This is a genomic window from Streptomyces sp. NPDC048331 (genome assembly GCF_043201215.1).
GTDB lineage: Bacteria > Actinomycetota > Actinomycetes > Streptomycetales > Streptomycetaceae > Streptomyces.
The window spans coordinates 342839-362029 of the sequence record NZ_JBICYT010000002.1; the positions used below are offsets into that span (position 1 = coordinate 342839).

The following is a 19191-nucleotide window of genomic DNA, read 5'->3' on the forward strand; positions in this document are numbered from 1 at the left end:
CCCGGCGCGCGGGGGGTCCCCCCCCTCCCCAAGTACGCCCCCCCCCCCCCCCCCCCCCCCGCCCCCCCCCCCGCCCCGCGGGTCGGGCGGGGGCCCATGGGCGGTAGCGGGGGATCCGCGTCCGGGGAGACCGGTCAGGCCCGGCTGCGGAGCGGGCGCCGACGACGCACCACGTGGGCTCCGGCACCCAGGGCCGCGGCCCCGACGAGGCCCGCGCCGATGGCGGTCTCGGCGGTGGACGGGCCGAACGATCCACCGATGCCGCCCTGCGAGGGATTGCCCTCGAGGATCGTGAAGCGGTGCGTGGCGACCAGATTGCTGTCGTTGCACTTGACCGACAGCGTGTGGTGGCCCGGCGAGGCGTGGTTGAAGATCCGGACGGTCGCGAAGCCGATCGAGCCGGCGGACAGGTTGGCCGGCGGAAAGTTGCCGGGCGAGGCGACGGTACCGCCGTGACCGCAACCCGCCGCGCTCACCTGCATCGTGGATCCCTGGTGCACGGAGTACGGGTTGACCGAGATGTTGCTGGGGCCGTTCCCACCCCCGTTCCCACCCCGGCCCCCGGGATCCTGGTTCGCGGAGGCGAATGGGGCACTGAGGCCGATCGCGGCGCAGGCTGCCGCCGCCACGGTAAGAGCGCGCACAACACGCATGGTGGAACCTCCAGGGGAAAGCGCCCCGGAGCGTCGGCCCCGGATGATCGACGAGAACGCCTCCCACGTCGAACCCTCGGGTCGACCCGCAACCTCCGCATTTCCGGCTTTGGGCCGCCCGGTTGAGCGACACGCCGAAGCGCGGACGACGCGGCTGACGGATCCGCAGGTCACGACCCGTCAGGCATTTATGTGACGATTACCTGGATGGGCGCACCCCTTCCGGCCCCCTCCGGGTGGCGGCCACCCGTTCGCCCCTCCCCCCTCGCCGTCCCGTCGGCTCGGCCTTAGCGTGCGTGAAGTAGGGCGTACAGGGGCGGGACAGGAACGCGGGTCGGGACCCCCGCGTCGGGAAGGGAGAACGATGGGCGAGGACGAGACCGGGCAGAAACGCAGATACTCGCCGTGGGGCGTACTCGCCCTGGTCATGCTCACCGGCCTCGCCATGGTGCGCAACGGTGTGAACATCGGCGACGGCCCCCCGCAGCCCACCGCGGCCTCGGCCGTCGCGGTGACGTCCGACCAGTTGCCGGCGAATCCGCCGACTCCCCCGGCGGACATGGAGGTGCTGGAGCACTCGTCGGTCCAGCGCATCCGGATTCCCACGATCAACGTGGACGCGCCGGTGATGACGGTCGGGCTGGACGCGGAGGGCTGGATCGACGCGCCGCCGCCGCAGGACCGCAACCTCGCCGGCTGGTACCTCAACGGCATCTCGCCGGGCCAACGGGGCTCGGCGGTGATCGTGGGGCACGTGGACAACGCACAGGGCCCCGCGGTCTTCTACGGCCTGGGCTCGGTCAAGCCGGGCAACCACATCGAGGTGGAGCGGTACGACGGCCGTACGGCGGTGTTCGAGGTCTACGGCGTGGAGGTGTTCTCCAAGGAGGCCTTCCCCGGGGCCCGGGTGTACGGGGACACCGGGCACCCGGAGCTCCGGGTGATCACCTGCGGCGGCGGATACTCGAAGGCGCGCGGCTACGACGGCAACGTGGTCGTCTTCGCCCGCATGGTGGAGGCCCGCTAGGGCCTGGGCCCGGGAGCGTCCGCCGCGGCGGGCCCCCGGGTCAGCGGGGCGGCAGCACCGGGAGGGTCATCCGGTAGCCCCGCGCGAGCAGTTGGGGAAGGTACGAGGAGAGCGCCTGGACGCTCTGCGACCGGTTGCCCCCGGCGTCGTGCGAGAGGACGATCACGCCGGGGGCCGCGCCGCCCATGATCCGGGAGATGATCGTCGGGGTCCCCGGTTCGGTCCAGTCGAGGCTGTCCACGGTCCAGGCGAGCGGCTCCATACCGTGCTCCGCCCCGATCTCGAAGGCGGCCCGGTTCCAGGCCCCGTAGGGTGCCCGGAACCACAGCGGCGCCTCGCCGACGGCTCGCTGCACGACCTCGCTCGTGCGGCCGATCTCGGAGGCGAGGGCGGGCCGGCTGAGCTGCGGGATGAGCGGGTGGGTCCAGGTGTGGTTGCCGATGACGTGGCCCTCGTCGACCATGCGGCGCAGCAGATTCCGGTTCTCGGTGGCCATCTCCCCGCAGACGAAGAACATGGCGTGCACGCCGTACCGGGCGAGGGTGTCGAGGATGGCCGGGGTGTAGCGGGGATCCGGGCCGTCGTCGAAGGTGAGCACCATGCCGCCCGACGCGGCGGTCTCGGCGGGGAGTTCCAGGATGGGACGGCTTCGTACGGTCGGCTTCACGGCCGCGGCGCGCACCGGCGCGTCGGCGGTCATCGGCTGCAGCCGGTAGGACTTCTCGGGCAGCGCCCGCACGCGCGACCCCGGCGCACCCGCCGCGGGTGGCGCCCCCGGCCCCGCCGGTGCCCCGGACCCGCCCGGTCCCGGCCCGGGGCCTCCGGTACCGCTCTCACCAGTGACGCTGATCAGTCCGGAGGCGGCCGCGACCCCGAGGAAGACGGCGGTACGCAGGACCGTGCGCCGCCCTACTGTCGGCTCGTCATTTTTCATTATTACTACGTATCAACGACATCGCCGGAGTTGTCGAGAGGCGCGGAGGCGCCCTGTTCCCCTCACCCGCTCGGCTCACACCCGCGATGTCGATCATGCTGTCTACACTGGTCCGTCGGGATGATCCGGGGGGCGGCGATGAGTCAGTGAGTCAGTACTTCGACATGGGTGACGTGACGCTGTGGAACCCGTCCAACGGGGCCTCGCGGATGTTCCGGCGCCAGGTGGCGGTCTTCGAGGCGGAGCTGGGGCTCGGTTCGGGCATCGGGCCGATGGAGAACGACGAGTGCCGGATCGACCCGATCGCCTTCGCGGGCTTCGTCGACGCCCTGCTGGTACAGCACCGCAGGACGAGTCACGCCATCGTGCTCGCGCTCTCGGAGGGCTTCACCGCCACCGTGGTCGTGCTCGCGGAGCGAGCCGGGATCCGGGTGGACTGGGAGCGGCTCGGTACTGATCCGGACGGCCCGCGCGAGGACGTACAGGTCTCCGCCGCGGGCATGGCCGCTCCGCCGCCCGGCCGTGGTTGGTCCACGGGGCTGCGGGACCTGGCGGCGCGTCTGGAACGGCGGATGCCGAGGCAATGAGGGCCCGCCCCACGCGCCGACGAGGTCGCGCCCCGGGGCGGTCAGCCGCGGCGGACCAGCGGGAAGGGGAGGGTCTCCCGGATCGTCAGGCCCGTGAGGAACATGACGAGGCGGTCCACGCCGATGCCGAGGCCGCCGGTGGGCGGCATCGCGTACTCCAGGGCGTCGAGGAAGTCGTTGTCGAGCTCCATGGCCTCCGGATCTCCGCCCGCCGCGAGCAGCGACTGGGCGGTGAGGCGGCGGCGCTGTTCCACCGGATCGGTCAGTTCCGAGTAGGCGGTGCCGAGCTCGGTGCCGAAGGCCACCAGGTCCCAGCGTTCGGCGAGCCGGGGGTCCCGGCGGTGCTGGCGGGTGAGCGGGGAGACGTCGGTCGGGAAGTCCTTGTAGAAGGTGGGCAGTTTCGTCCTCTCCTCCACCAGCCGCTCGTACATCTCCAGGACCACGTCGCCGCGGGTGTCCTCCGGTCCGTGCGGCACCTTGGCGCGATCGCACAGCCCGCGCAGCACGATCTCCTCGGTGTCGGCGTCGACCTCCTCGCCGAGGGCCTCGCTGATGGCCCCGTACATGGTCTTCACCGGCCAGGTTCCGGAGATGTCGTGGACGACGAGCTTCCCGTCCGGTCCCGCCTTGTGGGCGATGGGCGAGCCGAAGGCGGCGGTGGCCGCGCCCTGGATCAGTTCGCGGGTGAGGTCGAGCATCACGTCGTAGTCGGCGAAGGCCTGGTAGGCCTCCAGCATCGTGAACTCGGGATTGTGCTTGTAGGAGACGCCCTCGTTGCGGAAGGTGCGGCCCATCTCGAAGACCTTCTCCATACCGCCGACGCAGAGCCGCTTGAGGTACAGCTCGGGCGCGATCCGCAGGTACAGGTCGAGGTCGTAGGCGTTGATGTGGGTGCGGAAGGGCCGGGCGTTGGCCCCGCCGTGGATCTGCTGGAGCATCGGGGTCTCGACCTCCAGGTAGCCGCGGTCGAGGAGGCCTTGGCGCAGGGCCTGGACCGCGCTGGAGCGGGCCCGTACGACGTCCCGGGCCTCGGGGCTCGCGACGAGGTCGAGGTAGCGGCGCCGGACCCGGGCCTCGGGGTCGGCGAGGCCCTTGCGCTTGTCCGGAAGGGGGCGCAGGCACTTGCCGGTGAGCTGCCAGGAGCGGACCACGAGGGAGAGTTCACCGGCCTTGCTCGCGCCGACCTCGCCGCTGACGAGTACGTGGTCGCCGAAGTCGACCTGCGAGGTGAAGGAGTCCAGCACCTGTGTCCCGGCCTCGTCGCGGGTGAGCATGAGCTGGACGTCCCCGGACCAGTCGCGCAGGACCGCGAAGACCACGCCGCCGAGGTCGCGTACGACCATCACGCGTCCGGCGAGGGTGGCCTCGGCGCCGGTCCGGGCGCCGGGCGGGTGGTCGGGGTGGGCCGCCTTCAGTTCCGCGACGGTGTGGGTGCGCGCGCGGATCCCCACCGGGTAGGGGTCGGTACCGGCCGCCCGGATGCGGTCCAGTTTCGCGTGGCGGACGCGGACCTGCTCGGGCAGCCGCTCGGCCGGGGTCCCCGCGTCCCCCTGTTCGACCGCGTCCAGGCCCAGGGATTCGATGGCGGGCAGTCCCTCGGTGGAGGCGATGGCGGTGAGGCCCTTGGGATGGCCGTTGCCCCACAGGGTGCGCAGGCTGGGTACGGAGACGAAGCCCTCGGCGATGCCGGAGGCGAGGCTGACCCGGGCGAGCGAGCCGGCGTCCTGGTAGCAGAGGAAGCGCGGGTACCACTCGGGGCCGTACTTGACGTTCGAGCGGTAAAGCGCCTCCAACTGCCACCAGCGGGAGAAGAAGAGGAGCAGTTTGCGCCACAGCTTGAGGACGGGGCCGGCGCCGATCCGGCCGCCCTCCTCGAAGGCGGAACGGAAGACGGCGAAGTTGAGGGAGATCCGGCGTACGCCGAGACCGGGGGCGGCGGCGCAGAGCTGGGCGACCATGAACTCCATGACCCCGTTGGGTGCGGTGCGGTCGCGGCGCATCAGGTCGAGGGAGATGCCGTCCTTGCCCCAGGGGACGAAGGAGAGCAGGGCGATCAGCGTGCCCTTGTCGTCGAAGGCCTCGACCAGCAGGCAGTCCCCGTCCTCGCGGTCGCCGAGCCGGTCCAGGGCCATGGAGAAGCCGCGTTCGGTCTCGGTGTCGCGCCATTTGTCGGCGCTCTCCACGATCATCTGCATCTCGTCCTGGGAGAGGGCGGAGTGGCGGCGGATGACGGTGGTGGCGCCGGTGCGCCGGACCCGGTTGACGGCCTGGCGGGTGACGCGCATGTCGCGGCCGTCGAGGTCGAAGTGGGCCACGTGCAGGATGGCCTCGTCGCCCAGTTGCAGGGCGCCGAGCCCGGAGCGGCCGTAGGCGGTGGCGCCGTCCTCGGAGGCCCCCATGACGGCGGGCTGCCAGCCGTAGCGGCGGGCCACGGCCAGCCAGGCGTCGATGGCGGCGGTCCAGGAGGCGGGGTCGCCGACCGGGTCCCCGCTGGCGAGGCAGACGCCGGCCTCGACGCGGTAGGTGACGCCGGCCTTGCCGTTGGGGGCGAAGACGACGGCCTTGTCGCGCCGGGTGGCGAAGTAGCCGAGGGAGTCGTTGCGTCCGTAGGCGCCGAGGAGGGCGCGGATACGGGGCTCCTCGTCACCGTGCAGGGCGGCGGTCAGGCGCTGGGAGCGGAAGAGGGTCATGGCCGCGTTGAGCAGGGCGGCGGCGCCGAAGAGGCCGAGCAGGAAGGAGAGCGGGCGGGGCGGGTGGCCGTCGAACTCCCGGGCCGAGAAGAGGCCGCCGAAGACCTCCTTGGCGGCCCAGTCCAGCCACTGGCCCTTGGGCAGGGTGCCGGGGAAGAGGGCGACGAGCCCCCAGCCCACGAGTACGGCGGCGATCAGGCCGAGGCCGAGCACGAGCAGGGCGTGCCACAGGGCTCCGGGGCGCGAGGCGGCGTAGAACTCGTTGCGGGCGGCGATCAGTAGGGCCATCGCGGCGACGGCGACGACCATGGACGGGACGCCGATCCAGTACTCGCCGACGGCCATCTCCAGCACGTCGTCGACGATCAACAGGGCCAAATAGGTGATGACGATCCGCCAGGCGACCTTCTTGCGGGTGCCGAGTGCGGCGGCGAGGAGGAAGAGGAAGACGGCGTAGGCGAGGTTCGCGCTGACCGGGACGACGATCAGGTCGAGGAAGCGCACGATGGGCCGCAGGAGCCGCCGCAGCGTGGGCGAGAGTGCGAGCAGGGCGCAGAGCAGGCCGAGCGCGCCGAAGAACGCGCCGAACCCGTCGGGTACCCGGTTCAGGAAGCGGTTCCGGGTTCCGTGCTTCTCCTCCACGGTGGCGCTGGTGGCGCTGGTGGCACTCATGGTTCGCACTGTAGGGAGGGCGGCGCCCGGGCGCGCGCCGAGCGGGAGGGGCGCTCCCCGGGCCGGGCTCCGGGCGTCGCGGGGCACGGCCTATCCTCGGCAGGGTGACGGAGCACGTGAACACGGAATTCGAACGCGGCACCGACGGCCCGAAGGTGATCCTGGCCGGGGTCGACGGATCGGAGTCCTCGCTGCGGGCCGCGGCCTACGCGGCGGGGCTGGCCCGGCGGCAGAACGCGCTGCTGGCCCTGGTGTACGTCCAGCCGGTGATCCCGGCCGGCGCCGCGCTGGGCGCGCCGGTGGCGGACACCACCGGGGAGATCGCGGAGGGACTGGTGGCCGAGATCCGCGCGTCGGCGGAGCGGCTCAAGGGCATCTACGAGGTGCGCTGGCAGTTCCACACCTTCCGCGGCGACCCGTACGCCGGCCTGGTGAGCGCGGCGGACGAGCTGATGGCGGACGCGGTGGTGGTCGGCGCCTCCGAGCAGGCCGGCCACCGCATCGTGGGGTCGGTCGCGATCCGCCTGGTCAAGGCGGGCCGCTGGCCCGTCACCGTGGTCCCGTAGGTCCCGAGCCCCCTCGGTCTACTTGCCCATGGTCAGGCCGTCCTTGGCGGCGCCGCGGCTGAGCACCGCCTCGCTGATGGCGTCCCGGGCGCTCTCGTGGTCCTCGCGGCCCGGGTCTTTGGCGAGGGCGTCGGGCAGGTGGACGACCCGGCCCGCGGACAGGTCCATCATCTGCGGCACGAACTCGGCCTTGGTGACCTGCCAGCGCTGCCCGGCGGTGGCCGGCGGGGCGAAGGTGAACCGGCCGATCGAGCCGTAGTTGCCGCGCATGTCGCGCGCGCCCGTGTAATTGAACATCTCGCCCGCGACCTGGTCACCCATGCCGTAGACGATCCAGGTCCCGTTGACCTTCTCGTAGGGCTGCGGGATGTGCGCGTGCGTGCCGAGGATCATGTCGATGTCGGGGCGGCCTCCGGTCTGCGAGGCGGTCAGCGCCTTGCCGAGCGAGAGCTGGGTGTCGTCCGGCTCGGTCTCCCATTCCGTGCCCCAGTGGACGCTCACCAGCACCACGTCGGCGCCCGTCTTCCGGGCCGCCCGCGCATCGGCGATGATCTTGTCCTGCTTCATCAGGTTGACCGCCCACGGCCGGCCCTCGGGCATCGGATAGCCGTTGGTGTCGTAGGTGTAGGCGAGGTGCGCCACCTTGGCGGAGCCCGCCGTGTACGTGGTCACCGTGGCGGCCTCGGCGGCCGTACGGGCCGAGCCGGCGTGCTTCAGGCCGACCTTGTCGAAGCGGTCCAGTGTGCGGCGCACGCCGTCGGCACCGTCGTCGAGGGTGTGGTTCGAGGCCGTGGAGCAGCCGTCGTATCCGGTGTCCTTCAGGCCGTCCGCGACCTCCGGCGGAGACGTGAAGGCGGGATAACCGGAGAAGGGCCCGCCCTCCTCCCCGTAGATGGTCTCCATGTGGCAGAGCGCGAGGTCGGCGCCGGAGACCACGGCCTTGACGCCGGAGAACATCGGTCCGAAGTCGTATCCGTCGCCGTCCGCGTCGTTCTCCGCGCGCTGGATGACGGAGGTGTGCGGCAGTACGTCGCCGCTCGCGACCAGGGTGAAGCCCTCGGCGGCGGGCGATCCGGCGGCGCTGGAGGGGGCGGCCGGTCCGCCGGAGTCCCCGAGGTGGGCCGGGGCGGAGCTGCCGGCGCCCGAGCATCCGGCGGCGGCGGACAGCAGTACGGCCGACAGGAGGGCGAGCACCTGCGGCCGGATTCGCGTGGTCATGTGCCCTGCTCTCGTTAATACGATTATCTGACATGTGATCACAAGTAATCCATATACCTACGCGCCGTAAGTCAAGAGACGGATCCGCCTCGCGGGCACACGCCCACCCGAACGGCGGACACGGCGGACACGGCGGACAGCGGCGCGGGTGTGTGGGGCGGGGGCGGCGGGAGCGAGGGGCGGCCGCCCGTAGGAGCGCCGCCTGCCGTTCGCCGCGCCGTTCGACCGTTCACCGACCGGCACGGCCGCCCGGCGGACGACCCGGGTGCTTGGGCGCACCACCGGGACCGGACGGTTCCGGCTCGGCTCCGCGCAGGTCAGGGTGGACGGAGCGCCGCCTCCACGTCGCCGCCTCCACGGCCCCCCCCACGCACCCCGGAAGGAGCCCCTCGTGCCGCTCTCCCCCACCCTCCCGCGTACGGACCCCGAGGCACTCGCCGAACTGCAGCGCGACCACGGGCGGGCCCTGTTCGGCTTCCTGCTCGGCCTGACCGCGGGGGACGCCCAGCGCGCGGAGGACCTCGTGCAGGAGACCCTCGTACGGGTCTGGCAGCACCCGGAGGCCCTGTCCAGCGGGCACGACTCCATGCGGCCCTGGCTGTTCACGGTGGCCCGCCGGCTCGCGATCGACGCCCGCCGGGCCCGACTGTCACGGCCGCTGGAGGTGGATCCGGAGGGGCTGGAACACGCACCCGAGCCCCAGGACGCGGTGGCCGGATCGGTCACGGCGATCGACGTCCGGCGCGCGGTGGGATCCCTGGGGCAGGAGCACCGGGAAGTGCTGATGCAGGTCTACTTCCGCGACCGGTCGGTGGCGGAGGCCGCCGCCGAACTCGGCATCCCGGCCGGAACCGTCAAATCCCGCACGTACTACGCCCTGCGGGCGCTGAAGAAGGGCCTCCAGGGGTACGGGTACGGCCTCGGCGCCTGAGCCGGCGGCACGGCGACGGGTCGGGTAACGCCGTGAATGGATGCGGACCGGACATAAAACGCGTCGTTTTCGGCATCAGAGCGTGCAAGTTGAGTAAACATCCCCCGCTCCGTGAGCCGCGCGGTGAAGGCTCAGGACTGACGACGGGACGCTCGAAGCGCGGGAGAAGGTGGAACGGTGCAGCCCGAGGGTAGTAACGGCACCAGTGACGGCGGGCTCGCGGTGCCCATGGCCTGGCTGTACGCCGAGTACATCGCGGACGAACTGCTGCGTACGGGCCGGCTCATCCCGGTCAGCACCCTGGAGTTCAGGGCCGGACGGGACACGCTCGCCCTGACGATCTACCTCTCGGACGCGGCCGGCGAGCTCTCCGGCATCCGGGTGGTCTCGCAGCTCGACGAGTGGCTGTCGCTCACGGCGTACGGACACCCGTGGCGCGACTGGGTGCACACCCGGTTCCTCGCGCTCGGCGAGGAGGCCCGCGAGCGCGGCGACGGCGGGGACCCCGACCTGGAACTGGCCCGGGCGGCCTGGCGCTGGCTGGACAGCACCGAGTTGTTCGCCACCAACCTCGACCCCGGCCGGCCCGACCACACCGACATCCCGCCGGGGCTGGACGAGAACGCGCGCGTGTGGACCCCGGCCTGGCAACTCGGACTACCTCTGGGTCACTTGGCGATGCATCTGTTCTGACGGAGCCGCGAGCACAGGCACGTGACGCTGAACTCATATGATCAGCGCACCCCTTACCTGGCTCGAAAGGCGCTCATCAGTTCCATGGACAGCAAAGCGATCGAGAACGCGCAGCGGGTGGCGGCGCGGGTGACGGCCGAAGCCGATGGCGATGCCTGGAAGGAACACCAATGGGCGGTGGCGCGCTTCCTGTCGGGGTCCCGGACGGCCGTCGAGGAGGAGCGCTGGCGCAAGCAGTTGGGCGAGTGGCGGGAGCGGATCGTCGCCTCCCTCGCGGTGGACGCGTACGCCGAGGTCGCCGAGTCCCAGGACCTCCTCCTGAGCTGGCTCCTGACGGAGCTTCGACGCGGCGACGACGCCCTCGGCTCGCTGCTGGCGCTGTACCCGCTGCCCCGGCCGGAGCCGGAACCGATCTCCGTTTCCGGCACGCCGACGCCCGAGACCAAGGGCGAGTTGGCCGAGTTCTACTTCGCGGACGTCTTCATCTTCGTCACCGACTACCTGGCGGCCATGATCCGCCGCCCCTTGGACGGTACGTCCGCGACCTGGTGCCCGTCCTGGTGGGAACACCCCGAGGCGGGGGCCCGGTTGTCCGCGCTCTGGCTGGCCTGGGAACACCTGCGGCACGACGCGGCCCTCGGCATGACGACGTGGTGGATCCAGCACGCCGATCCGCACCTCAAGGTCCTGATGGACCCCCGCCAGGGCCCGTTCGCCGCCTGCTCGCCCGAGGGCCACGCGCGGGAACCCCTCGGCCCGCTCCCGGTGGAACCGTACGAGCCGACGTAGGCCCCGCCCAGGCCTGTCAGCCGCGGTCGGCCGGGTCCATGACGAGGCCGGTGAAATCGGCCTCGTTGCGCTCCGCCCGGGTGACGTACCAGCGGGCGATGAGCCACATCACCGGGTACACCAGTACGCCGAGTGCCACCCACACCAGCGGACCCGACGCGTCGCGCGAGAGCGCGAACACCAGCGGCAGGGTTCCGATCAGTGCCACCAGCCCGGCCAGCGATCCCAGAGCCGCCCGCAGTTGGCTGCGCATGAGGGCCCGGACGTAGGTGGTTCCGAGGGTGGTCTGCTCGGAGATCTCCGAGCGGGCGGGGGTGTGCGCGGGCGGCCGGCGACGGGCGCCCCGGGGGACCCCGGTGACGATCTCGCGCCGGGGCGGCGACTGCTGCTGCTCCTCGGCCATGGTGCCGGAGTCTACGCAGCGACCGGCTATTTGAGGAGGCGCGAGAGCCGTCGGTCGGCCAGGGGCTTCCCGCCGGTCTGGCAGGTGGGGCAGTACTCCAGCGAGGAGTCGGCGAACGACACCGAGCGTACGGTGTCCCCGCACACCGGGCACGGTTCACCGGCCCGGCCGTGCACCCGTAGGCCGCTCTTCTTCTCGGCCTTGAGTCGGCCCGCCGCGACCCCGTGGGCCCGGCCGACGGCCTCGCCCAGGGTGCTCCGTACGGCCTCGTAGAGCCCGGTGAGCTGCTCCTGCGTGAAGGAGGCGGCGAGTTTGAACGGCGAGACCTTGGCGGCGTGCAGGATCTCGTCGCTGTAGGCGTTGCCGATTCCCGCGATCACGCTCTGGTCCCGCAGCACGCCCTTGATCTGGCGCCGCTCCCCCGCGAGCAGCGCGGCGAAGGCGTCCCGGTCGAAGCCCTCGGCGAGCGGATCGGGGCCGAGGCGGGCGATGCCGGGCACCTCCCGCGGGTCGTGGACCACGTACACGGCGAGGCGTTTTTGCGTTCCGGCCTCGGTGAGGTCGAAGCCTCCGCCGCCGACCAGGCTGACGCGCAGGGCGAGCGGGCCCTTGCCGGGGCGCGGCGGCTGCGCCGGCAGGGTGTCCTGCCAGCGCAGCCAGCCGGCCCGGGCCAGGTGCGTGACGAGGTGGAGCTCGCCGACCGGCAGGGCCAGGAACTTGCCGTACCGGGCGGTGGCGCCGGCCGGCTGCCCTTCGAGGGCGGTCAGCGGCGGATCGTAGGTCTTGAGCACGCTCACCGCGAGCGGGAGGACGCGCTCCACCACCCGCCCGGTGAGGTGCTCGTCGAGGTACTCCCTGAGGGCCTCGACCTCGGGCAGCTCCGGCATGGTCCCAGCCTGCCGCCGGCTCAGGCGAAGCGCGAGCTGGGCACCGGGCCGGGCGAGGCGACGCGGTCGCGGGGCGAGGTGAGCCAGCCGTCGCGGACGGCGGACACGAAGGCTCGGAAGGCCTCGTCGGGGTCGGGCGGGGTGGCGCCGTCGCCCTCGTCCGGGTCGGCGGCGGCCCGCACGATGTCCTGGGCGATCTCTTCCTCGGGCCTCTCGTCGTCCTTCCACCGTGGGGAGACGAACTGGCACAGCAGCGTGCTGAAGTCCGCGCCCACCGCGGGCGGATCGGTCCAGCAGGTGGCGTGCTCGAACAGGATCTGGCCGTCGGTCCGCGCGTGCAGGGTACGCAGCAGGTCCGGGTCGGTCGCGTTCAGGTCGTAGGCGACGACGAGGGTGTCCGTCCGTGCGGGGTCGTACGGTACGGCCGGCAGCCCGAGCACCTGTGCGGCGGCGAGCCCGAGGATCCGGTCGGACCGGCCGGGCAGCAGGGAGACCGTGGCGGGGCGGCGCCCGGCGGCCTCCAGGGCGAGTGCCAGCCGGCTCAGGCCGCGGTGACACGTCTCGGGGGTGTCCCCGAGGTAGGCGAACCGGCCGGTCATCCCGGCGTCCCAGCCGTGCTCGGAAAGGGTGCCCAGGACTCCGCCGGTCAGGCCGTAGTGCCAGCCGCGCAGGTCGGTGCGGCCCAGCGGATCCGGATGGCCGGCCGCGCTCTGGGCCCGGCGTGCCCGGTCCGTGCGGTGCAGCCGGTGCCGCTGGCGGGCGTGGGCGCCGGACCACTGCGGGTCCTCGGGGGCGGGGAGGTCCGCGCCGATCCGCGCGGCGGTGTCCAGGTCCCCCGCCAGCAGGGTGTGGTGCACGAGGAGGTACGTCTCGGGCCAGGCGGGCAGCTCCGGGCCGCGGCCGGTGAGCAGGTCGACCACCTCGGCGTGCCGGTCGTCGTCCTCCAGGGCGGACACCAGCTCGGTGAGGAGCGCCCGTGAGTCGGGGAGCAGCCGGAGGCCCTCACGGAGCGGTGCGACGGCGAGGAAGGCTATGCCGCGCTCGACGCAGGCGTAGCCGAGGTCGTAGAGGGCTTGGGGCTCGCCGGGCCGGTCGGCGGCGGCCCTGGCGGCGCCGGCCAGGTCCTCGAACCCGGCGGCTTCGGCCAAGGCCCGCGTGGCCTCGGCGAGTTCGGTGATCGATGCCGTCTCGGCGTGCGGGCGCAGGGACCGCACCGCTCCGGGCAGATCTTCCTTTTTCAGGAATCGGCGTACTTCGTCCATGGCGTTGGTCATCGCCCCTGATCCTCACGGAGCGGGGCCGGGCCCGCAACGGACTTTCGGGGGCCACCGAGCGCGCCCGGTGGCCCCGGGCGGTCAGGTCCGGGCGATCAGCGCGTAGCGCTCGTCGGTGACGGGGCCGCCGCACAACTCGGTCTCGTCGCTGAGCGGTTCGATGCTCAGGCCGGACACGAGGGGCCGGACCGCGGCGGCCAGGTCCTCGGCGGTGATCCCGCCGTACCAGGGCAGCGATGCGGCTCCGTCGACATAGGGGACGCCGCTGTCGCCGGCTTCCCGCCACCGCCCCTCGACGAGAACCAGCCGCCCTCCCGGGCCGAGCCGCGCGACCCAGGCGCGGAGCGCGGCGCCGGGATCGGGCAGGGTCCACAGCAGATGTCGGCAGAGCAGGACGTCGTACCGGGCCGGCCCGGTCGGCGGATCCGCGGCGTCGCCGACGAGGAATCGTCCCGCGAGGCCCGCGGCCGCGAGTTTGGCCTCGGCCCGCTCCACCATCCGGGGCGCGAGATCGACCCCGGTCACCCGGTGCCCGGCCTCGGCCGGCAGCAGGGACAGCGAGCCGGTACCGCAGCCGACGTCGAGGACGTCGGCGGGTGCGCCGGGCAGCCAGGATCTCAGCAGCCGGGACCAGGCGGCACGGGTGTGCTCCTGGCGCAGGCCGTGATCGGGCTCGTCGTCGAACGCGGCCGCGGCGGCGTCCCAGTACGCGGTGATGGCGCGGGTGGTGTCGGACATGCCGGTGATCCTGCCGGAGGCCACCGACAACGGGCCGGTGACGAGGCCTCGGTCCCACCACGCGCGGGGCAGGGCGGGGCCGGGGCCCGGACCGGACCGGGTCAGCCCATCACGAACTCGCACCACACGCACTTGCCGCCGCCCCGCGGCTCCACGCCCCAGACGTCCGCCAAGCGGTCCACCAGCATCAGGCCCCGCCCCGAGACGCCCGAATCCCCCGCCTCGCGGCGGCGCGGCAGTGCGCTGGAGCGGTCCTCGACCTCCACCCGGAGACGGCGCTGGGGGCCCGCCAGGACCCGTAGGGTCACGATCGCCGGGCCGTCCGTGTGCATCAGGGCGTTCACGATCAGCTCGTCCGCGACCAGTTCGATCTCGTCGGCCCGTTCCCGGGCGCCCCAGGCCCGCACCGCCGCCCCGATCATGTGCCGGGCGGCCACCAGGGCTTCCGGGTCGCCCGGTGCCACGTGCTGCTGGAGGCGGCCGCCGCCTTCCTGGGCGGCCACCACGTGGCGGCGCAGCAGGAGCAACGCCATGTCGTCGTCCCCGCCCCGTTCGTCGACGATCTCGCACAGCAGGTCCGCGAGGAGCTGCAGGTCCGCGGGCCCGCGCCGGATGTGGGAGGTCAGGAGCTGGATCCCGTCGTCGAGATCGGCGCCGGGCTGTTCCACGAGGCCGTCGGTGCACAGCAGGATCGTTTCCCCGGGGTCCAGCTCCACCGTGGTCACCGGGTACTCCAGGCGGCCGAACTCCGCCGAGAGGCCGAGCGGCATCCCGCCGGCCACCGGGAGCCGGTGGCAGTCCCCGTCGCGGGTGCGCAGCAGGGGGTCGATGTGGCCGGCCCGGACCACCTGGAGGACGCCCGTCGCGAGGTCGGCCTCCACGTACGTGCAGGTAGCGAACCTGTCGGTGTCCAGCTCGTGGAGGAAGACGGAGGCCCGGGCCATGACCGTGCCCGGCGAGTGGCCCTCGGCGGCGTACGCGCGCAGCACGATCCGCAGCTGGCCCATGACGGCCGCCGCGTGCGTGTCGTGGCCCTGTACGTCGCCGATGACGGCGCCGACCCGGCCGCCCGGCAGCGGGATGACGTCGTACCAGTCGCCGCCGATGTCCTGGCCCATCCGGGCGGATCGGTAGCGCACGGCGATCTCCCCACCGGCCACCGAGGGGATCCGTCGCGGCAGCATGGCCTGCTGGAGGCCCTCGGCCAGGTCGTGCTCCTGCTCCAGCAGCATGGCCCGCTGGAGGCTCTGCGCGATGCTGCTGCCGAGGGCGACGAGCAGGTTGCGCTCTTCCTGCGTGAAGCCGTCCTTGTCCTGGTAGAGCAGCCCGATCGCGCCGATCGGCCGGGCCTGGGCGATGAGCGGCAGGTAGGCGGCGGCCGAGATCCGCATGTACGAGATCCTCGACCAGAGCCCGGGGTAGTCGCGGGCGAACTCCTGCGCCGAGTCGAGGAAGCGCGGCTCCAGCGAGCGGACGACCTCGCTCATCGGGTACTGCTCGTCGATGCGGGTGTAGCGGGTGCCGGGGACGAAGCTGTCCTCCGGGCCCTCGGCGACCAGGTGGATCCGGCCGGCTTCGACGAGGCCCATCACCATGCCCATCGAGCCGAGCCGTTCCAGTCCGTGGGCGTCGCCGATGACGTCGATGACGTCGCGCACGGTGCGGGCGTGCGCGAGGGCGGCGGTGGTGGACTCGACCACCGATGTCTGGCGGCGTCGCTCCTCGTCCAGGCCGAGCCGCTCCGCCGAGTGGCTGAGCTCGTCGGTGGCGTCCCGGACGATGCCGATGATCCGGTACGGGCGGCCGTCCTGGTGGCGCATCACGCGGCCCTGCGTGTGCGTCCAGCGCAGCCGCCCGTCGTGGCGGCGGATCCGGAAGTAGGCGCCGTAGCTGTCCTCCCCGCTCTTGAGGGCGGAGGCGACGAGGGCGTCCAGCCGGCTCGCCTCGGTGGCGGGGACGCGCGGGTCGAGCGACTCCGGCCGGCCGTCGTACTCGTCGGGAGTCGTGTCGAAAACGTCGAGGGCGGCTTCGTCCATGTGCATGAGACCGGTGACCAGGTCCCAGTCGAAACTGCCCATGCGGTTCAGCGAGAGCGACCGGTCCGGGTGTGCGGGCCAGTCGTCCGGCAGCGATACGGTGGTCGGCACCGATCCACCATGACACACGGGCCGGTCAGGCGCTCTCCAGCGGAATGCTCCCGTCCGAGGGCTGCGGCTGCAGGGCCGGGTCCACCGCCGTGTCGGGAACGATCGCGTTCGGGTCGTAGGGGGCGTTGGGGAGGTCTGGGTCGGACGAGATGTCCGGGCCGAACGGATCCGCGGGGTCGACGGGCAGCGCGGTCGATCCGTCGGGAGCCTGCGGAAAGGCCTGCTCATCGGGGTTCGCCGGCTGCATGTCGGTCGTCCCGTCCCCGGGGTTTCCGGACGGCGGCCGCTGGGGCTGCTCCGGCTGTCGCGGCCGGGTGGACGGGTTCGACGGTGTGCCAGGGTTCCGGGGCTGGTTCCCGCCGGGCGAGTTCTGCGAGGCCTGCGGGTCCCGCGCGCAGTCCGTCGCCCCGGGTGTCGGCGCCGCGGGGGCGTTCGGTGCGGCCGGTGCGGCCTGGTTCGGCGGGCAGGGCTCGCCGGACGCGGCCCCGGACGGGGTGATCGGTCCGTCCGGGATGCCGGCGGACGGGTCGTACGGGGGCAGTGCGGTCGGGGTCCGGTCCTGTGCTCCGTCGTCGCCCCGCTTGCGCTCGATCCAGGTGTTGTCGGCGATGTTGACGATCACCAGGCTGTTGATCACGTGGGCGGTGGGTTCGATGACGACGACCTGGTTGGCCTGGTAGCCGCTCCACGGGTCGCCCTTGTGCAAGGGGGACCCCTTGGCGGTGCGCGGGGCGGCCAGCGGGTTTCCGCAGCCGCAGCGGACCCGGGGCATGCCGTGTTCGTCGACGAGGACGGCGGTGCCGGCCTGGAGGACGGACTGGAAGTCGTCGGCGGCGCCGTCGCGGAAGGCGTGGTTGGTGACCCGGGTGTCCGCGCGCAGGACGACGGGCGTCAGGCCGCGCAGGAATTCGGGGATCTTCTCCTCCTGGATGTTCGACGCCTCGGCGAAGGCGCGGGCCTTGGCCTCGTCGCCGGTCAGGAAGCCGACCTGCTGTTCCACGTCGCAGCTGCCGAGCCGCTGGGTGCCTCCGTACAGGCCGGGGGTGGCCGCGTTGACGGTGCGGATGCCCTGTCCGGTCGCGTTGGGCAGCGGGGGCTGTACGGGGGCGGACTCGGCGGTGGCCGAGGAGGGGGTGAAGGGGTCGGGGCCGGCGGAGGCCACGGGCTGGAGGTAGACCTCCTGGCTCTCGGCCCCGGGGGCGCCCTTCGGCTCCTCCGCGCCGCCGCACGCCGCGGCGAGCAGGCCGAGGAGGGCGAAGAGGGCTGCTCCTGCGGGTGCATGACGACGCGACGTCTGACGCGGTGTCGGAAGTGACGGTCCGTTCACTTGAATCTCCCTGTTCGCCCCGATTGCTCCCTCTTGTCTGCCGCATCCGCGCAGGAGTCGCAACCGGAGCGCGCCTTGAACATGTTCAAGGAACGCCGTAGGCTCACCAGCGTGAGTTGAACGCGTTCAAGGCGTTGGCCGCGGTGTGGGTGTTGGGGGGAGTCCAGGGTGACGGTACTGGTGAATGTGATCGTCACCCTGGGCATGCTCCACGTCGTCCCGGCAGGCCTGCGGCTCATCGACCCGGTCCGGTTCCTGCGCACGGCCCGCCACTGGCCGCTCGCGGCCGCACCCGGTGCGCTGTGCCTGTGGCTGCCGCGCGGAATGCCCGCCACCGCACTCGCCGCGCTGTACGCGGCGGCCTGCCTGGCGCTCGCCGCCCGAGCGCCGCTCCGGCTGCCGCGCGGTCGCCCCCTCACCCCGCCCGCGATCGCCGTCACCACCGCGCTGCTCTCGCCGTCGATCGCCGCCACCGCCCTGGTCGCCGAGCGCGCGGGGTACCGGCTCTTCGGCTTCGAGCTCGACATCCTGGCGCTCACCGTGCCCCACTTCCACTTCGCCGGGTTCACCGCCGCGCTGGTCGCCGGGTTGGTGTGCCGCGCGGTGGGCGGCACCGCCGGGACCGGCGGCCTCGCGCGCTGGGCCGCGTACAGCGTCCCCGCGGGCACCCTGCTCGTCCTGGTCGGCTACTTCGTCGACGACTGGGCCGAGCTGCTGGGCGCGGTGGTCCTGACCGGCGGGATGTGGGCCGTGGCCCTGCTCACCTGGCGGGAGATCCGGCCCACCGGCCCGGACCGGACCACACGGACCCTGCTCGCCACCTCGGCGGGCGTGCTCGTGGCCACCATGCTGCTCGCCCTGTGGTGGGCGGTCGGCGAGGCCACCGGGATCACGCACCCCACCCTGACCTGGATGGCCGCCACCCACGGCCTCGGCAACGCCCTCGGTTTCGCCCTGTGCTCGGTACTCGCCTGGCGCCGACTGACCGCCGAAACCCGTGAGGCCCGTGAGGCCCGTCCTGCGGATCAGGCCGCCCTCGCGGTGCCGGGCCCCGGCACCGGACCTCGACCACGACCACGCACCACCTCCGACCGAGTGGAGATCTCGCCATGACCCGCCTCCTCAGCGCCGGCCGGGACACCGTCAACTACCCCGACCGGGGCGCGACGGCCCACCGGCCACTGCCCGCCGGCTACAACCACCTGCACCACCGCACCCGCCTCGGACACGGCCGAGCCGTCTTCGAGACCGCCGGAACCGCGGTCACCACCTTCCACGCCCACCGGACCTCGGGCATGCGCGTACAGGCCGAGGACGCCGCGGTCCGGCCCGGCGGCCGGGTGATCGTCGGGATCGGCCTCGGGCCGCTGCGCATCGACGCTCCGTGCGAGGTGATCTGGACCGCGTACGAGCCCTCCCGCATCGGTTTCGCCTACGGCACCCTGGCCGGGCACCCCGAGTGCGGCGAGGAGTCCTTCGTCGTGGACATGGACCCGGACGGCACGGTGTGGTTCACGGTCACCGCCTTCAGCCGCCCGAACACCTGGTACACCCACCTCGCCGGCCCGCTGATCCCCTTCCTCCAGCGGAGCTACGCCCGCCTGCTCGGTCACCACCTGCGCAGGCTGGCCGTCACCGGCTGACCGGTCCGATAC

Annotated in this window: 18 protein-coding genes; 8 read left to right on the forward strand and 10 right to left on the reverse strand. The window is 72.8% G+C overall.

Translation table 11 applies throughout. The features are described 5' to 3' along the window. Positions 1 to 134 precede the first annotated feature (134 nt). Positions 135 to 653, reverse strand: coding sequence for a hypothetical protein (locus tag ACGFYY_RS05080; RefSeq protein ID WP_033224047.1), 519 nt, complete (start codon positions 651 to 653; stop codon positions 135 to 137). Between the two features lie 364 nt (positions 654 to 1017). On the opposite strand from ACGFYY_RS05080, the gene ACGFYY_RS05085 reads away from it, so the two are divergent. Beyond that, positions 1018 to 1680, forward strand: a complete 663-nt coding sequence (locus ACGFYY_RS05085) for a class F sortase (protein ID WP_033224048.1) — start codon at positions 1018 to 1020, stop codon at positions 1678 to 1680. Positions 1681 to 1720: 40 nt separating this feature from the next. Here the strand turns inward: ACGFYY_RS05085 and ACGFYY_RS05090 are convergent, their stop codons facing one another. Next, complete coding sequence (locus tag ACGFYY_RS05090; protein ID WP_393707151.1) at positions 1721 to 2614, reverse strand: polysaccharide deacetylase family protein; 894 nt, start codon at positions 2612 to 2614, stop codon at positions 1721 to 1723. Positions 2615 to 2760: 146 nt separating this feature from the next. On the opposite strand from ACGFYY_RS05090, the gene ACGFYY_RS05095 reads away from it, so the two are divergent. After that, entirely contained in the window at positions 2761 to 3201 is a 441-nt protein-coding gene (locus tag ACGFYY_RS05095) for a DUF6086 family protein (RefSeq protein WP_393707152.1), read from the forward strand. A 41-nt stretch (positions 3202 to 3242) separates the two neighbouring features. Here ACGFYY_RS05095 and lysX read toward each other — a convergent pair whose 3' ends face one another. Further along, entirely contained in the window at positions 3243 to 6563 is a 3321-nt protein-coding gene (gene lysX, locus ACGFYY_RS05100) for a bifunctional lysylphosphatidylglycerol synthetase/lysine--tRNA ligase LysX (protein ID WP_393707153.1), read from the reverse strand. 104 nt (positions 6564 to 6667) lie between these two features. On the opposite strand from lysX, the gene ACGFYY_RS05105 reads away from it, so the two are divergent. Next, positions 6668 to 7129 carry a universal stress protein gene (locus ACGFYY_RS05105; protein WP_030716454.1) on the forward strand — a complete coding sequence of 154 codons (462 nt, stop codon included), beginning with the start codon at positions 6668 to 6670 and terminating at the stop codon, positions 7127 to 7129. Positions 7130 to 7147: 18 nt separating this feature from the next. On the opposite strand, the gene ACGFYY_RS05110 is transcribed toward ACGFYY_RS05105, so the two are convergent. Further along, positions 7148 to 8347 carry a CapA family protein gene (locus tag ACGFYY_RS05110; protein ID WP_393707154.1) on the reverse strand — a complete coding sequence of 400 codons (1200 nt, stop codon included), beginning with the start codon at positions 8345 to 8347 and terminating at the stop codon, positions 7148 to 7150. Between the two features lie 391 nt (positions 8348 to 8738). Between ACGFYY_RS05110 and ACGFYY_RS05115 the strand changes: the two genes are divergently transcribed. The 3 genes from ACGFYY_RS05115 to ACGFYY_RS05125 all read left to right on the forward strand — a co-directional run bounded on the left by ACGFYY_RS05115 (position 8739) and on the right by ACGFYY_RS05125 (position 10760). Beyond that, positions 8739 to 9278 carry a sigma-70 family RNA polymerase sigma factor gene (locus ACGFYY_RS05115; RefSeq protein WP_030756413.1) on the forward strand — a complete coding sequence of 180 codons (540 nt, stop codon included), beginning with the start codon at positions 8739 to 8741 and terminating at the stop codon, positions 9276 to 9278. 228 nt (positions 9279 to 9506) lie between these two features. Beyond that, positions 9507 to 9971 carry a hypothetical protein gene (locus ACGFYY_RS05120; protein WP_051773767.1) on the forward strand — a complete coding sequence of 155 codons (465 nt, stop codon included), beginning with the start codon at positions 9507 to 9509 and terminating at the stop codon, positions 9969 to 9971. An 84-nt stretch (positions 9972 to 10055) separates the two neighbouring features. Next, positions 10056 to 10760 (forward strand): DUF4913 domain-containing protein, encoded by a 705-nt coding sequence (locus tag ACGFYY_RS05125; RefSeq protein ID WP_393707155.1) that lies wholly within the window; start codon positions 10056 to 10058, stop codon positions 10758 to 10760. 16 nt (positions 10761 to 10776) lie between these two features. Here ACGFYY_RS05125 and ACGFYY_RS05130 read toward each other — a convergent pair whose 3' ends face one another. The 6 genes from ACGFYY_RS05130 to ACGFYY_RS05155 form a co-directional block, all read right to left on the reverse strand. Next, positions 10777 to 11163, reverse strand: coding sequence for a hypothetical protein (locus tag ACGFYY_RS05130; RefSeq protein WP_365278425.1), 387 nt, complete (start codon positions 11161 to 11163; stop codon positions 10777 to 10779). A 26-nt stretch (positions 11164 to 11189) separates the two neighbouring features. Beyond that, positions 11190 to 12050 carry an Fpg/Nei family DNA glycosylase gene (locus ACGFYY_RS05135; protein ID WP_393707156.1) on the reverse strand — a complete coding sequence of 287 codons (861 nt, stop codon included), beginning with the start codon at positions 12048 to 12050 and terminating at the stop codon, positions 11190 to 11192. Positions 12051 to 12070: 20 nt separating this feature from the next. Then, positions 12071 to 13324, reverse strand: a complete 1254-nt coding sequence (locus ACGFYY_RS05140) for a hypothetical protein (RefSeq protein ID WP_393707157.1) — start codon at positions 13322 to 13324, stop codon at positions 12071 to 12073. Positions 13325 to 13405: 81 nt separating this feature from the next. After that, positions 13406 to 14062 carry a class I SAM-dependent methyltransferase gene (locus tag ACGFYY_RS05145; RefSeq protein WP_393707158.1) on the reverse strand — a complete coding sequence of 219 codons (657 nt, stop codon included), beginning with the start codon at positions 14060 to 14062 and terminating at the stop codon, positions 13406 to 13408. A 101-nt stretch (positions 14063 to 14163) separates the two neighbouring features. Further along, a complete protein-coding gene (locus ACGFYY_RS05150; RefSeq protein WP_393707159.1) occupies positions 14164 to 16227 on the reverse strand; it encodes a SpoIIE family protein phosphatase in 2064 nt (687 codons plus the stop codon). Between the two features lie 7 nt (positions 16228 to 16234). After that, positions 16235 to 17536 (reverse strand): DUF6777 domain-containing protein, encoded by a 1302-nt coding sequence (locus ACGFYY_RS05155; RefSeq protein ID WP_393707160.1) that lies wholly within the window; start codon positions 17534 to 17536, stop codon positions 16235 to 16237. A 168-nt stretch (positions 17537 to 17704) separates the two neighbouring features. Between ACGFYY_RS05155 and ACGFYY_RS05160 the strand changes: the two genes are divergently transcribed. Both ACGFYY_RS05160 and ACGFYY_RS05165 read left to right on the forward strand, forming a co-directional pair. Beyond that, on the forward strand, positions 17705 to 18649 hold the full coding sequence (locus tag ACGFYY_RS05160) for a YndJ family protein (RefSeq protein WP_393707161.1): 945 nt from the start codon (positions 17705 to 17707) through the stop codon (positions 18647 to 18649). After that, complete coding sequence (locus tag ACGFYY_RS05165) at positions 18646 to 19179, forward strand: DUF1990 family protein (protein ID WP_393707162.1); 534 nt, start codon at positions 18646 to 18648, stop codon at positions 19177 to 19179. The genes ACGFYY_RS05160 and ACGFYY_RS05165 overlap by 4 nt, the downstream gene beginning before the upstream one ends. Positions 19180 to 19191: the final 12 nt, after the last annotated feature.

What these genes read in the sequence shown, in the direction of transcription:
- ACGFYY_RS05080 (WP_033224047.1), bottom strand. Translation starts at nt 653, where the DNA reads ATGCGTGTTGTGCGCGCTCTTACCGTGGCGGCGGCAGCCTGCGCCGCG.
- ACGFYY_RS05085 (WP_033224048.1), top strand. Translation starts at nt 1,018, where the DNA reads ATGGGCGAGGACGAGACCGGGCAGAAACGCAGATACTCGCCGTGGGGC.
- ACGFYY_RS05090 (WP_393707151.1), bottom strand. Translation starts at nt 2,614, where the DNA reads ATGAAAAATGACGAGCCGACAGTAGGGCGGCGCACGGTCCTGCGTACC.
- lysX (WP_393707153.1), bottom strand. Translation starts at nt 6,563, where the DNA reads ATGAGTGCCACCAGCGCCACCAGCGCCACCGTGGAGGAGAAGCACGGA.
- ACGFYY_RS05110 (WP_393707154.1), bottom strand. Translation starts at nt 8,347, where the DNA reads ATGACCACGCGAATCCGGCCGCAGGTGCTCGCCCTCCTGTCGGCCGTA.
- ACGFYY_RS05120 (WP_051773767.1), top strand. Translation starts at nt 9,507, where the DNA reads ATGGCCTGGCTGTACGCCGAGTACATCGCGGACGAACTGCTGCGTACG.
- ACGFYY_RS05125 (WP_393707155.1), top strand. Translation starts at nt 10,056, where the DNA reads ATGGACAGCAAAGCGATCGAGAACGCGCAGCGGGTGGCGGCGCGGGTG.
- ACGFYY_RS05130 (WP_365278425.1), bottom strand. Translation starts at nt 11,163, where the DNA reads ATGGCCGAGGAGCAGCAGCAGTCGCCGCCCCGGCGCGAGATCGTCACC.
- ACGFYY_RS05135 (WP_393707156.1), bottom strand. Translation starts at nt 12,050, where the DNA reads ATGCCGGAGCTGCCCGAGGTCGAGGCCCTCAGGGAGTACCTCGACGAG.
- ACGFYY_RS05140 (WP_393707157.1), bottom strand. Translation starts at nt 13,324, where the DNA reads ATGACCAACGCCATGGACGAAGTACGCCGATTCCTGAAAAAGGAAGAT.
- ACGFYY_RS05145 (WP_393707158.1), bottom strand. Translation starts at nt 14,062, where the DNA reads ATGTCCGACACCACCCGCGCCATCACCGCGTACTGGGACGCCGCCGCG.
- ACGFYY_RS05165 (WP_393707162.1), top strand. Translation starts at nt 18,646, where the DNA reads ATGACCCGCCTCCTCAGCGCCGGCCGGGACACCGTCAACTACCCCGAC.